The organism is Oleiagrimonas sp. C23AA, assembly GCF_011759385.1.
GTDB lineage: Bacteria > Pseudomonadota > Gammaproteobacteria > Xanthomonadales > Rhodanobacteraceae > Oleiagrimonas.
Genome location: NZ_JAARLY010000015.1, coordinates 13555 through 27834, shown reverse-complemented (window position 1 = coordinate 27834; position 14280 = coordinate 13555). Strand labels below are relative to the sequence as shown.

The 14280-nt window shown below is 63.5% G+C and carries 11 protein-coding genes; all 11 read right to left on the bottom strand.

Going from position 1 to position 14280, the window contains the following annotated elements; all coding sequences use genetic code 11:
* Positions 1-142: 142 nt before the first annotated feature.
* Positions 143-1735: a ShlB/FhaC/HecB family hemolysin secretion/activation protein gene (locus HBF24_RS17065; RefSeq protein ID WP_167175862.1), complete on the bottom strand. Its 1593-nt coding sequence runs from the start codon at positions 1733-1735 to the stop codon at positions 143-145.
* A gap of 182 nt (positions 1736-1917) precedes the next feature.
* Complete coding sequence (locus HBF24_RS17060) at positions 1918-2358, bottom strand: hypothetical protein (protein ID WP_167175859.1); 441 nt, start codon at positions 2356-2358, stop codon at positions 1918-1920.
* Positions 2359-2390: 32 nt separating this feature from the next.
* Positions 2391-5984 carry a glycosyltransferase gene (locus HBF24_RS17055; RefSeq protein WP_167175856.1) on the bottom strand — a complete coding sequence of 1198 codons (3594 nt, stop codon included), beginning with the start codon at positions 5982-5984 and terminating at the stop codon, positions 2391-2393.
* 65 nt (positions 5985-6049) lie between these two features.
* Positions 6050-6757 carry a hypothetical protein gene (locus HBF24_RS17050; protein WP_167175853.1) on the bottom strand — a complete coding sequence of 236 codons (708 nt, stop codon included), beginning with the start codon at positions 6755-6757 and terminating at the stop codon, positions 6050-6052.
* Positions 6754-7482: a glycosyltransferase gene (locus tag HBF24_RS17045; RefSeq protein ID WP_167175849.1), complete on the bottom strand. Its 729-nt coding sequence runs from the start codon at positions 7480-7482 to the stop codon at positions 6754-6756. The genes HBF24_RS17050 and HBF24_RS17045 overlap by 4 nt, the downstream gene beginning before the upstream one ends.
* Positions 7483-7508: 26 nt before the next feature.
* Positions 7509-8156, bottom strand: a complete 648-nt coding sequence (locus HBF24_RS17040; RefSeq protein WP_206064409.1) for an ABC transporter ATP-binding protein — start codon at positions 8154-8156, stop codon at positions 7509-7511.
* A 77-nt stretch (positions 8157-8233) separates the two neighbouring features.
* Positions 8234-9067 (bottom strand): ABC transporter permease, encoded by an 834-nt coding sequence (locus HBF24_RS17035; protein ID WP_240922656.1) that lies wholly within the window; start codon positions 9065-9067, stop codon positions 8234-8236.
* The gene (locus HBF24_RS17030) at positions 9064-10224 is read right to left on the bottom strand and encodes a PLP-dependent aspartate aminotransferase family protein (RefSeq protein WP_167175843.1); all 1161 of its coding nucleotides are present in this window, start codon (positions 10222-10224) and stop codon (positions 9064-9066) included. The genes HBF24_RS17035 and HBF24_RS17030 overlap by 4 nt, the downstream gene beginning before the upstream one ends.
* 110 nt (positions 10225-10334) lie before the next feature.
* Positions 10335-12164 carry a glutamine--fructose-6-phosphate transaminase (isomerizing) gene (gene glmS, locus HBF24_RS17025; RefSeq protein ID WP_167175840.1) on the bottom strand — a complete coding sequence of 610 codons (1830 nt, stop codon included), beginning with the start codon at positions 12162-12164 and terminating at the stop codon, positions 10335-10337.
* Positions 12165-12206: 42 nt separating this feature from the next.
* Complete coding sequence (locus HBF24_RS17020) at positions 12207-13577, bottom strand: pyridoxal-phosphate dependent enzyme (protein WP_167175837.1); 1371 nt, start codon at positions 13575-13577, stop codon at positions 12207-12209.
* A 274-nt stretch (positions 13578-13851) separates the two neighbouring features.
* Complete coding sequence (locus HBF24_RS17015; protein WP_167175834.1) at positions 13852-14076, bottom strand: DUF465 domain-containing protein; 225 nt, start codon at positions 14074-14076, stop codon at positions 13852-13854.
* Positions 14077-14280 lie beyond the last annotated feature (204 nt).

The window sequence follows — 14280 nt, the reverse complement described above, 5'->3', positions numbered from 1 at the left end:
AAACTGAAAGGGCTGAGTCCTGTGCAGTACAGAACCCAGCCCTTGGTGGCTTAGCCGCTTCAACTGTCCAACTTTATGGGGTCAGTTCACATGAGCCCGCTTTTTTTGTGCGCTACGTCACATTACCCGTGTATCACCACGATCAGAAGCCCACCTGCAGATACACGAACAGGTGCGCGCGCTGACCGCTGCGCGTGGTGGCAGCAACGTTCTTGGAGGTCATGGGACGGGCCCATGCCAGCAGGGCGCTGGTGTGCGCGCCGGGCGCGGAAAGCTGCAGGCCAGCGCCGATGTCACCCAGGCTTTGCCACTTGGGTGCGCCCTGGGCGATGAACGAATAACGCGTGGCGCCGTACTCGGTAAACACGCTGGGGCGCGCACGCAGTCCCCAGAACGCCCATTGCGGACCATTGACGGTGAAACGCCCCAGGTAGCCGCGATCGCCGACGATGGTGCCCGGCAAGTAGGCGGTCAGGTTGTTGACGCCACCCAGCACCCACTGCTCGTAGCTGGGCAGGGTGTCCGTGGAAGCCTGTCCGCTGAGCGACAGCTGGGTGTTGAAATCGTACGGCAGCGACTGGGTGAGCTCGGCGCTGGCGGTATAGATCTGGAAGTGACCGGTAGGCGCGCCCGTCTGGGGCGCAAGACCACTGTCGCCACGCGAGCCACCCAACTTGATGCCACCGGTCAGGCTGATGCTGGCAGCATGCTTGAACAGGCCACCGAAACGCTTGGCGTAGGTGGTGCTGCCATCGAACACCATGTATTTCTGGTCGTGCAGCGAGTAGATGCCGTTGAACACGCTCTCGCGATCGCGAATGTGGTGCCAGCCCTCGCTGGTGGTCCAGCGGGTGCTGTCATCGGCATACAGCAGCTGCTGCCCGGAGATGCCATAGACATGGATGTGGCCCAACGGGTACAGCGGTGCAAAGGCCTTGCCCAGCTTGAACTTGGTGAACGAGTCATCCAGCTGATAGGTACCCAGCGGCGTGACCCAGCTCAGGTTGGCGCTGGTGGCCGCGTAATAGGCACCGGCGGTGTTCTTGTCCAGGCCGGTGAGCGCGCGGGTGCGCGTGGCCTGCAGGGTGAAGCCATCGTGGCGGGCGTAACCCTGCAACTGCGCCAGGTAATGACCGGCGTAGCGGTTGCCGAAGTTGCCGGTGGTGAAACTGCCACCCCACCAGCGCGCGTTCTTCAACGGCTTGGTGCCGATATCCATGGTGCTGCCACCCACTTCCGGCGCGGGCTTGAAGCTGATCTGCGGCAGCTGGCCGTTGGTGGCGGCATATTGCTGGGCCAGTGTGCTCTGGCGGATCACGTCGGTGTTGCGCACGCGGTCATCACCCTTCAGACCGGTGAAAAAGCGTGCCAGTCCCTTGGGGCCATCGACATGGGTCAGGCGGCCCTGCACCACCTGGATGCGCACCTGGTTGCCCTTGGATCGGCCGACGATGGCGGCCAGGAAGTAGCCCTTGGCGGCGTAGGCCTTTTTGAGCGCGCCAACGGCGTCGCGCGGCGAGGGGCTGCGCGTGATGACATCCTTGATGTACTGCGCATCGAGCAGGGTATTGCCGCGCACGGTGTAATGATAACCGTGGCTGGTCGCGGTAATGGCCGGCGCGTCCAAGTGCAGCACGCGCGCGCGCTCGGCCTGCTGTTGCGGCGTCGGCGCGTGCTGCGCGGGCGGGTTGTGCTGGTGCTGGACAAGAGCCGGGTCGAGCAAGGGCAAAAACATGAACAGGTGGCCTCCAGTGGCAGGTCACGGATGCGGGGCAACGCCAAGGTGAAAACGGCCGCGCAAAGATAATGTCGGATACGCAAGCGGGACCGGCTGGCGGTCCCGCGATCCGAAGCGGGTCATTCTAGCGACCGCCCCGGAGCGAACAAGTTGCATGGGCGCCATGCGGCACCCTGGGTTTACTGGCTGTAGCGGATGGCCAACGCCTTCACTGTGAGCGCACCCACACCGCTGCCGGACTGCATCTGGCCGCCAGACGGATTGAAGCTGGGTGAGCTGTCGCTGCCGCTGTTGTCGACGCTTTCCACGACCAGAGCGTTGGCGCCCATGGCTTGCGCGCTGGCGCTGAGCTGAGCAATAAGCTGGGCACTACTGGCGCTGCCGGTAGGATCGGTGATGGTCAGCTGGGCCAGCCTGGTGTAGGCGCGGCTGGGGGCCTCGCGCAACACGTCCACGGTTTGCGTGGCCGGAAACTGCTGCTGGGTGAGGCGCGTGACCTGCGGCGTGCCGGCCTGCGACGAGGACGGCGTGCTGGCACACCCCGACAGAGCGGCAAAAAGCGCCAGCGCGGCCAGCATGGCCACACGGCGGGAACAAGAATGACGAAACACAGTGTGCATGCGCATACCTTATGAATGTGAGCCCGCGCCATCTAGTGGCCGCGACGCAGCCCAATATACCGGAGGCCACGCGAAATCAGCGCGCGCGGGCCTTCCTTGTTCAGGATATCGACAAAGCGCCGCCGCACGTCGGGCCGCAGCGGTGCGGTGACGGCAATGAACAGGCGCCGTGACAACGCGGGCCTTGGCGGCGGCGCCACATCGTGCGGCCCGGCCACCACGGGAGGGCGACGCTGCATGTGCGAGGCCAGGGCCAGTGCGGCACCCACGCCATTATCCGGCGCCTCCCAGTACGGGCGCACGCTGCGTGCGTAATTGGTATCGGCCTGGCCGGCCCGCAACATGCTGTCGGCGTTGACGCGATACCAGAACAGCGGCTCGGGCACCAGGTACAGGCTGTGTCCGGCAAGACACGCGCGGGCGAAGAACTCCCAGTCCTCGTGGCCGATGCCGTAATCCTCGGTAAAGCCCCCCAGCGCCTGGAACACCGAACGTCGCACCAGCGCGTTGGCATCACCGAACACATTGCGGAACACGCCCAGCCCGGTGGCATTGCCCAGCGGAATCCACAATTGGCGGCTCTCGGTGGGCGGCACCGGCCGGTCGGCATCGGAAAACACATCGCTGACCGTGGTCAGGATATCGGCGCCGCTGTGCTGCGCGGCGCGCGCGAAGGTGGCCAGCTCGTGCGGCTTGGCGATGTTGTCATCGTCCATGAACAGCACGTACTCGCCACGCGCATGGCGCACCGCGGTATTGCGCGCCGCGCCCAGGTAGGCGTTGGCCTGGCGCACGATGCGCCAGCCACGCCAGCCAAATTCCATGGTCAGCGAGTCCAGGTAGGCCACTGCGGCCTGCGAGGTGCTGCCATCGTCGACCAGCACCACATCGAAGTGCCGATAGGTTTGCCGGCGCAAGGAATCGACGGCCTGGGCCAGCATGTCCGGGCGCTCGTAGTGCACCAGGCACACAGTGATATGCGGCCCCTGCTCTGGCCCCAGCGGATCGATGGCGAGCGCCGGCACCTGGTCGAGCAGCTGTTGTTGCAGGCCAAGCCATTGATCACGCGTCTGTGCGGCCGGCATGGCCGGGCGCGGTGGGGCGTAGCGATGGCCTTCCACCGCCAGCAGCGTCTGCGCCAGACTGGCCGGCGTGGGCTTGAACATGGCCCGCTCGCGGTCGTCGGCATGGATCAGCTCGGCAATGCCGCCGACATCGGCGGCAATGAACGGGATGCGCTTGAGTACGCACTCCAGCACCGTGTAGGGCGAGTTTTCGACCAGCGAGGCGATGATGGCGACGCGGCCGGGCTGCTGCAGATAGGCCAGCGCCTGATCGCGATCGTGATCGGCAATGATGCGCGGCGGATGCGGCCAATCGTGCAGGCGCTCACCGATGGCGGCCAGCGAATCGAACTGCTCGGACTGGATCGCCTTGCCCAGGAAGGTGACGCGGATACGCTGGCGCCTGTCGGCCGGCACCCGCTTGAGCGCGTCCAGGAAAATGAACAGGCCCTTGCGACGCTCCAGCCGGCCGAAGAACACCCACTCGGTGATGGGCGCCGAGACACTTTCGGCCGGTGCCTCCAAACCATCGGGCATCAGGTTCTGGATGACGTGCACCTGATCGGGCAGCTGCCAGCCGCGCTGGCGCGTCCAGTCGATCATGTACTGGCTGGGGCTGATGACCGCATCGGCCATTTCGGTGGAACGGCGCTCCATGTACTCAAGCACCAGATCATCGAATTTTTCTGGCACCAGGAAATTGCCCGACTCGGCCCAGGTGGTGGAGCTGTGCGTGACCACCATCATGCGCAGATCGGCAAAATCCAGCCCCAGGCGCTTGGACTGCAGCGCGTAGTAGGCCTCGCCCTTCCACTCCGGAAAGTAGGCCAGATCAAACTGCTGCTGATGCTCGCGCAGCCACAGGTAAACACGATAGGCGCGCCAGCAGTGATGAGGCGCATCCAGATGCGGCTGGCCCTCTTCCAGACGGATGGGCTGGAAGCGAATACCCTCGCAGGCATAGCGATAAACCCAATGCTCTACGCCCTCGGTGCCTTCACAGTGATCACCCAGGGTATAGAGAATGGTCACGGCGTGACCGGCTTCGGCCAGGGTCTGCGCCAGCGCCTTGAAGGCGGTACCGATACCGCCGTTACGGATGGGGCCCTGAATATCTGGCGTGACAATGAGAATGCGCGGCCCGGTGGCATCGGCGAACGCCTGCTCGGTACGCTGCAAGGCTTGGTCCCATGACAGTTCGGCACGAGAGACAGGCTCTGCGGCCGGCTCAAGGCCGGTGGAGGTGATCTGTGTCGAGGGAGACGAGCCGGCACGCAAATGCTTCAACAGGCGAACGGCACCGCGCATGGGACGGGTAACCCGCCACGAGCGCGAGGTGTAAACGGCCTCCAGGGTAGCCTCCAGATGGTCCTTGTAGCCGGTGACTTCATCGCGCTCAGCCGCGACAGAGGCCAGCTGCGACTGCAGGTCATCCAGCGCCAGCGCTTTGCTGGCCACCTCGCCTTCCAGATAGCGCAGACCGGCCTGAGCTTCCTGAAGCGCTTCGATATGCGCGTCCAACTCTTTGCGCAGATAGGCGTTGCCCTGCTGCAGTTCGCCCTGCTGCTGCTTGAGATACGTGTTGCCCTGCTTCAATTGATCGCGCTGCTGGAGCAGGTAGGTGTTGCCGGCCTGCAGCTCGTGCACCTGCCCCAGGTGATAGCGCGCGTCGGCATCAAGCTTGCGGATGCGCGAGCGCAGGCGGTGCATGGTGGCGGCCATGCCACTTGTGCGCTGGTCCAACGCGCCCATCTCTGCGCGTACGGCATCAAGCTCGTCCGTGTGAACCCCCTCGGCGTGATGCAGCGCGGCGTAGACGCGCTCGACCCAGCCATGCAGGGGCTCGGGAAGATTCAGTGCGGACTGCCTGCGGTGATGGCGTAGTGACGATTCAAGGAAAGCGTCGACATCACCAGCGGCTTCATCGGCTGGTCGCGGCCAGTGCAGATCGAGCGCCTGCGCGATGGATTGTGCCTGAGCGCGCCAGTCGTCCAGCACCTGGCTGTAATCGATCACTGCCCGCGGCAGACCGCGTGTATCGCGCTCCGATTCCAGGGTATGTCGCAGCCACACCCAGGCGGCATGCTCCGGATTCAACTGATCGCGACGAACCAGCGACGCGATAACTTCGGCCGGATGCCGAAGCGCCAGCACCACGCGGGTGTCAAAACCCTGTCCGCTCAGCAACGGCCGCCAGAGTGGCATGAGCCGGCACATGCGAGGATCCTTGATGCCATTGACGGGCGCGCCTGCAAAATCCCGGGCGAGCACCTCGCCGGCTTTGGAACGAAGCTCATCCGACGCCGGGGTTTGGTCCCAGGACGCGGGCAACGCTGCCGGATCATCCCAGTCCGAATCCAGCGCCTCCAGCAGATGCTGGTCGAGCTGCCACAGATCGGCGTGCTCGAAGAATCCCTTGGGATTGTCCTCGGCAGGCGGAATCAGGTTTTCGCTGAAATCGACACCAAGCATCGACAGCATGCCGGCCACGGCCGAGGTACCGCTGCGATGCATGCCCAGTACCAGCACCATGGTAAGGCGCGGATCACACGCTTGACTCATAAGAAGTTCCTGTCACTTTTGGTGGCAGCGCGGACCCCATATCCAAGACACCGCCATTCCCTTGGTCAATTGGCCGCCCGGGATATGGCGGAATCCTGCAGTGGCTTGAGCTCGGACACCGCCGCCATGGCCAGACCATGGCGCTTGAGGCATGTAGTGGCAAATGCACTGTCATCGTGCCATACGGTGGCCGGCTGCACCTGCAGTACCAGGCGCGCGAACACCGCACAATGATCAGCCATGTCCAGATGCTCAGCCGGCAGCCGGATGAGCGGGAACGTGTCCTCATGGCACGTGGTGGACATGTCGGCACTGACATCCACTACCGCGAACGGCGCTTCGGACCTGGCGTGGATGCGCTGGCACAATGAGTCGCTCAAGCCATCGACCAGCACCAGCGCCTGATAGCCGCCACGAAGCTGTCGCCGCGCCGCGGCATAACGCGTGCCGACGTAGGTGCTGTCCCAGGGAATGAAATACGGCTCCAGTTCGGCCTGATCACCGACCAGACTGGCCAGCGCCGGCTCGAACTCGAGCTGAGCGCGCACCTCGTCCTCGGCCCACTGGGGTAAACGGGTGGACCCACGCTGACCTGGCGCGCCGGCAACGAACTCACCCACGCTGCGCGCCTGGATTTTGCCGGGGAAAAAACGATGCGCCGCGGCCAGCATGGAGCGGCGGATGCGCCACTCCCAGCGCTCAGGCAGACGCTGCAACAGCTGGCGACTGGCCAGGCGATACACGGCACGGGTCAGTTGATAGGCTCGGCTCATAGCGAATCGAAGAACGCAGTCGGTCGCAAAATGGCGGCATGACTTTGATGGGCCACATTGAGCGAGCCCTCGGCCTTGCGCCGTTCAAGACGGAACGTGTTGGGGGCCACGCGGTGGGTGTAGCCCTGGGCGATGGTTTCACAGTTCCAGTGCCAATCCTCAAAACCGAAGCCAGACTCCCCGACACGGGCGTACTGATAGGGACACTGGACAAACACCTCGCGCCGCGCCACCGAGCAAGCGTTCCAGTGATTGAGCGACATCAGGCTTTCGGGCAGAAAGCGCTCATCGGTCTGGTCGATCTGATACCAGTAGGCGGTCCAGGCGCCGAAGGCAATCAGCAGCGCCGGGTGAACAATGGTCTTCGGACCCGTGGCTTCAATCAGCTGCACGGCGCCGTGAATCCAGTTCTCGCTGAAAAGGTCGTCGCCATCGAGCGTTGCCACATACGTACCGCGGGCACGCTCGATGGCGTAATTGCGGCTGAGCGACAGGTCGGAGACATGGATGCGATGTAGCACATCGCTGGGGCGCACTGCCGGATGGTCAAGCACGGCCTGCTCGGTGGCCGCGTCATCGCCATCGAGCGTCATCACCAGCTCCATCTGCCAGCCGTGGCTTTCCAGAAAACAGCGCATGCGCTCGATGGAGTGCAGCGTCGGCACGGCCAGCTCACGCTCCTTGTGGAAAGTGACAATGCCACTGATCAGGCGATCGTCCGCCATGGTGTCCCCTTTTCTGGATCGTTCGCTCAATCGGTGCCGGTGCGCTGGATATCGAGAATCTGACCGCGCTCCATGCGCACCTTCACATTGCACAACTCATCGATGATCTTCTTATTGTGTGACGCCAGCACCAGAATGCTGGCGTTATCGACGATTTCGGATAGGCGCGCCTCGGCTTTTTGGACGAATTCGTCGTCACCCACACTGATCCACTCGTCCATCAGCAGGATTTCCGGCTGCATGCAGGTAACCGTGGAGAACGCCAGCCGCAACACCATACCGCTGGAGTAGGTGCGCACCGGCATGCTGAGGTAATCGCCCAGGCCGGAAAACTCGACAATACGCGGAGTCAGTTCATTGATCTTGCTCTTGGGCACGCCCATGATCAGCGCGCGCAAACGGATGTTCTCGTAGCCGGTGGCCTCGAAATCCATGCCCAGCGTCACATCGATCAGGCTGGTGACGTGACCGACAATCTCCGCACGCCCCGCCGTGGGTTCGTACACCCCGCCGAGAAGACGCAGCAAGGATGTCTTGCCCGAACCGTTGTGGCCAATCAGGCCGACGCGGTCGCCTGGACGAATCTCCAGCGATACGTCGCGAAGCGCATGCACCGTCGTGATCTGACCACTCTCGGCGGCAATGCGTCCACCAGTGGCCGCTGCCAGCGCCATCTTTTTGAGCGAGCGGTTGCTGGTGCCGTAAACCGGGAGCGCAAGTCCGCAGTTTTGGAGGGAAATATGCGTCACAGTCAGACCCAGAAAGCAATACGCGAGCGGTAGCGGGAAAACAGCGGCAGAGCGGCGGCATACAACACCACGATCACCAGACCCACGCCAATATAGGTCTTGATGCCCGGGATGTAGCCATAGATCGGACCGCGCACCATCTCGATGAACAGGTACAGCGGATTGAAGTTGACCAGGTATTCACGCGGGCCCAGTAATGATGCCTTCCAGAAAATGGGCGTCATAAAAAACGCCAGTTGCACCACGCTGCTGACAATCGGCTGCAAGTCGCGAAAACGCGCACAGAAGATGCCAAGAATGAAACCAGCGGGCACTGCTGCGACAGTGATCAGCATCACTCCTGGAATGGCCATCAACCACCGCCAGTGCGGCGCGATGCCGAAAAACAACATGATGGGCACGAAGGCCAGGATGTTGTGCAGAAAAATAAGAAGGTTGCTGTAAACCGTCTTGGCCACATAGGTGGACAAGGGTAGCTTCACCGAGCGGATCAGGCGGTCGGATTCCACGAAGGTGGTGCAACCTTCCAGGATCAAGGGCGAGATCAGGCCCCAGGTGATGATGCCCAGAGCGAGGTAGGGCAAAAAGTTGGTGGGGTCTAGCTTGAACAGGATGCTGTATAGCGGACCCATGCCGCCGATGGTCACCAGCATGGTGAGCGTGATCCAGAATGGACCCAACAATGAGCGACGGTAGCGCTGACGGATTTCCTGCCAGGCCAGACTGCTCCAGATCTCGTAATTGCTGAAGCCGGCCCAGACATCGGCCAGCCCGCGGCGAAGCAGCGTCCCCCAGGAAGGGCGGGTCGCGGTCGCCGCAACGGTCATCTGTGTCATGGGGCCAAACTCGCGTCCAGTTCGCGCTGCAAATCCTGAATATTTTCCACGCCCACGCTCAGACGCACCAGTCCATCACTGATACCGAGCCGCGCGCGATTCTCCGCGGGGACCGAGGCGTGGGTCATGATGGCCGGATGTTCGATGAGACTTTCCACGCCGCCAAGCGACTCGGCCAGTGCGAACAGCTCACAGCGTTCGAGCATCTGCGTGGCCTTTTCCAGGCCGCCCTTCACCACCACGCTGATGATGCCGCCGAAGCCCTCCATCTGGCGCTTGGCCAACTCGTGCTGCGGATGGCTTTCCAGCCCCGGGTAGATGACCCGTTCGATGGCCGGATGAGTGTCCAGCCAACGCGCCAGCTCCAATGCGCTTTCGCAATGCTGGCGCATGCGAAGGTGCAGGGTCTTCAGGCCCCGCATGGCCAGGAAGGCATCGAACGGCCCGGCGATGGCACCCACCGAGTTCTGCAGGAAGCCCATCTGTTCGGCCAGCTCCTGGTTGCCGGCCACGACCACGCCACCGACGATATCGGAATGCCCATTGAGATACTTGGTGGCCGAATGCAGCACCAGGTCCGCGCCATGTTCCAGCGGACGCTGCACCATCGGCGAGCAGAAGGTGTTGTCGGTGACCAGAATCAGCCCATGCTTTTTGGCGAAGGCGGCTACCTTGTCCAGGTCGACCAGCTTGAGCATGGGGTTGGTCGGCGTCTCGGCCCAGATCATGCGAGTGTTGGACCTGAGCGCGGCGGCCAGCGCCTGCTCGTCATTCAAGTCGACAAAGCTGAAGTCCAGGCCCGCCGAGCGGCGGCGCACACGCTCGAATAGACGGTAGCTGCCGCCGTAAAGGTCATCCATGGCGATGATGTGGCTACCCGAATCGAGCAGATCCAGCACCGTGGCGGCCGCAGCAAGACCCGAGGCAAAGGCAAAACCTGCCACACCGCCTTCCAGGTCCGCCACGCAACGCTCGTAGGCCATGCGCGTCGGGTTCTGCGAACGCGAGTATTCGTAGCCTTTGTGTTTGCCCGGACTCTCCTGCACATAGGTGGAGGTCGCATAGATGGGCGTCATGATCGCGCCGGTGGACGGGTCGGGCGTCTGGCCGGCGTGGATGGCCCGGGTACCCAGGCCCAGCTTGCTGGCGTCTTTCATGCAAATCCTGTTGGTCGCGCAGCCTCAACGGCTGCTAGGCATCCTGCCAGTGTAGTGCGATTGGCTGAACAAACCGAGTCTTGCCATTCATAACGGCTCTTGCTTTCGTGCTATTCCACTGTCACCGACTTGGCCAGGTTGCGCGGCTGATCAACGTCGGTGCCACGCAATACGGCTACGTGGTAAGCCAGCAGCTGCAAGGGGACGGTGAACACGATCGGCGCGATGAAACTGCCGCCGCCGTGGATGTCCACGCGCTTGTCGTCCTCGCCATGCATGTCCACCGCCGCGTCGACGTCGGCCAGCACGTAAAGCTCGCCGCCGCGGGCACGTACTTCCTGCAGGTTGGAGCTGAGCTTGTCCAGCAGCGTGTTGTTGGGCGCCACGGCGATTACCGGCATGTTTTCATCGACCAGCGCCAGCGGACCGTGCTTGAGTTCACCGGCCGGGTAGGCCTCGGCGTGGATGTAGGAAATTTCCTTGAGCTTGAGCGCACCTTCCAGCGCCACCGGGAACTGCGCACCACGGCCAAGGAACAGGGCGTGCTGGCGATGCACGAAGCGCTCGGCGAGCGCCTCGATGGCCGGTTCGCAGGCGAGCGCACTTTCCAGGGCGCGGGGCAGGTGCTGCAGCTGGCCGACCAGATCGCGCTGACGGCCGGCATCCAGACCGCGCTGGCGCCCCAGCTCCAGAGCCAGCAGCGCCAGCGCCGTCAGCTGGGTGGTGAACGCCTTGGTCGAGGCGACGCCGATCTCGGGGCCGGCTCGGGTCATCAGCTTGAGATGGGCTTCGCGTACCAGTGACGACTCGGGCACGTTGCAGATGCCCAGCGTCCCCAGGTAGCCGCGCTGGCCCGACTCACACAACGCCGAGAGTGTGTCGGCGGTTTCGCCGGACTGCGAAATGGCCACGAACAGCGTGTCTTCGGGTACCACCACGTTGCGATAGCGGTACTCGCTGGCCACCTCCACCGACACCGGCAACCGTGCCAGCGCCTCGATCCAGTACTTGGCCACCAGACCGGCGTGGTAGCTGGTGCCGCAGGCAACAATGTGCAGCCCGCGCACACGCGCCAGCAGCGCATCGCCGTCGACGCCAAAGATATTGGGCAGCACGCCGTCATCACCCAGACGTCCCTCCAGCGTATCGGCCACGGCGCGCGGCTGCTCGAAGATCTCCTTCTGCATGTAGTGGCGGTATTCACCCCGCTCGACCGCATCGGAAGACAGCTCGCTGCGATGCTCGGCACGCTCGAGCGGCTCACCATCCAGACCGAAGACCTGTACCGATTCACGACGGATCTCGACCAGGTCGTTCTCTTCCAGATAGATGACCTGGCGTGTCACCTGGATCAGCGCCTGCACATCGGAGGCCAGGAAGTGCTCGCCAATGCCGACGCCGACCACCAGCGGACTGCCGCGGCGCGCACCGACCACCACCCCCGGATCGGCGCTGTCGAGCACGGCGATGGCATAAGCGCCATGCAGGCGCGCCACACTCTGGCGCACGGCCTCGCGCAGCGGCAGCCCTTGCTGCAGCGCCGCGTCGACCAGATGCGCGATGACTTCCGTGTCGGTATCCGAATCGAAGCGGCGCCCGGTCGCCTTCAGCGCGTCACGCAGATCGGCATGGTTCTCGATGATGCCGTTGTGCACCACCACCGCGCGGCCGGCCACGTGCGGATGTGCATTGGCCTCGTTGGGTGCGCCATGGGTGGCCCAGCGCGTGTGTGCGATGCCGGTGCCGCCGGCGAAAGGAGCGTCGAGGTAACGCGTCTCCAGCTCGCGCACCTTGCCGGTGGCACGCACGCGATGCAGCGCCTGGTCCTCGATCACGGCCAGGCCCGCCGAATCGTAGCCGCGATATTCCAGCGCTTTCAGGCCGGCAATCAGGATCGGAGCGACATCACGCTGGGCGACGGCGGCGACGATTCCGCACATGGGCTGTTTCCTTATCGGCGATTGAGAAGCGGCGCGAGGCCGTCAGTGCACCTTGCGGCGCAGATAGTTGAGCAGATCAATGCGCGTGATCAAGCCCAGAAAGCGCTCGCCGTCCATGACGATGGCAACGTGGCCGCGATCGAATACCGGCATCAGCGCGTCGATCGGCGATTTCACGTCCAGATAGGACAGCTCGGTGACCATGGCGCTGGACACCGGCTCGCGAAAGCGCGCCTCGTCGCCGTGCACGTGCAGCAGCAGATCCGACTCGTCCAGGATGCCGACGATGCGATCGCCATCCATCACCGGCAGCTGCGAGACGTCGTACAGCTTCATGCGCGTGTAGGCGGTCATCAGCAGTTCGTTGGGGCCGACCACGATGGTGTCGCGCTGGGTGTACGGACGCAGGATCAGGTCGCGCAGGTCGTTGTACTGCTCGCGCTCGATAAAGCCGTTGTCCAGCATCCAGTAGTCGTTGTACAGCTTGGACAGGTACTTGTTGCCGGTATCGCACACCAGCGACACCACGCGCTTGGGCTCGGTCTGCTCGCGGCAGTAGCGCAGCGCGGCGGCCAGCAACGTGCCGCTGGACGAACCGCCAAGAATGCCCTCTTTTTCCAGCAGCTCGCGCGCGGCCAGGAAGCTCTCCTTGTCGGCGATGGCATAGGCTTTCTTGACCCGCGAGAAGTCGCTGATGCTGGGCAGGAAGTCCTCGCCGATGCCCTCGACCAGCCAGCTGGCGGACTTGTCGCTCAGTGTGCCTTCGTTGATGTATTCGGAAAGAATCGAGCCGACCGGATCGGCCAGGACCAGCTCGGTGGCCGGCGAGGCCTTGGCAAAGTAACGCGACAGTCCGGTCATGGTGCCCGACGAGCCGCAACCGAAGACCACCGCATCCAGCCGTCCGTCCATCTGCTCAAGGATTTCCGGCCCGGTGGTGGCCTCGTGGGCAGCTGGATTGTCTGGATTGCCGAACTGGTTGATGAAGAACGCGCCCGGGGTTTCCTCGGCGATGCGCGCGGCCATGTCCTGGTAGTACTCCGGATGGCCCTTGGCCACATCCGAGCGGGTCAGCCGCACTTCGGCACCCATCGCCTTGAGATTGAAGATCTTCTCGCGGCTCATCTTGTCCGGCACCACCAGGATCAGCTTGTAGCCCTTGGCCTGGGCCACCAATGCCAGGCCGATGCCGGTGTTGCCGGCGGTGCCCTCGACCAGGGTGTCACCAGGCTTGATCTTGCCAGCCCGTTCGGCGCCTTCGATCATCGACAGGCCGATGCGATCCTTGATGGAACCGCCGGGATTCATGTTCTCCAGCTTCAGATACAGCTCGCACGGCCCCGTGTCGAGGTGCGAAACACGGACCATCGGCGTATGGCCGATCAAATCGAGAACACTGGACTGAACACTCATGCGGCACTCCAAGCTGGGGCGATCGTCAGGTGATGGCGATCATGCAGCGTGATCGCCTTCCTGCCGGCTGATCGCACAGGGGTCGGCCGGGCATCATAACGCGCGTGACCGGCCTCGTGGGTGGACGCAAGCTGACCCGATGCGGGCCGATATCGGGCAGCCCCTGTCCGTAAGGGGCACCTGAAACGATTCGGGGCGCGGCATGGCCGCGCCCCGAGGTGACCCTGGCCGTCTTCAATAAGCGGGCGAGGGCATCATGGAGGTGTGCTTAGGGTCAGTGCACGCCGGCGCGCCGACTGCCCCACATCTCGAGCAGACGATGCTTGGCCTGAAGTTTCTCGCGCTTCATCAGGCCCAAAGTTCGCGCGTCCATCGGCAACACACCCAGTTCGGCGTCGTGCACCTTGCTGTCGAGCTCGCGGTGGTGGTGGTACAGGCGGCGAAACTCGGCGTCCTTCTTCATGAACGCTTCCACATCGTCATGCTGGTTCTCGAACATGGTTCGACCTCCTCGTGTGGACGGCACCGCGACGGCCGGCTCGGCGCCGGTTTGGTGGGGACTTGCACATACGCAAACGCCGCACCCGGAGCTTCCGGATGCGGCGTTCATGTTGAAAAAAGTGGTGGTGCGCATGTGTCTACCGGCCGTCCGTGAAGCGGAATGGCTCCACGGACTTACAGACCCTACTCCGGCCTTCCGACG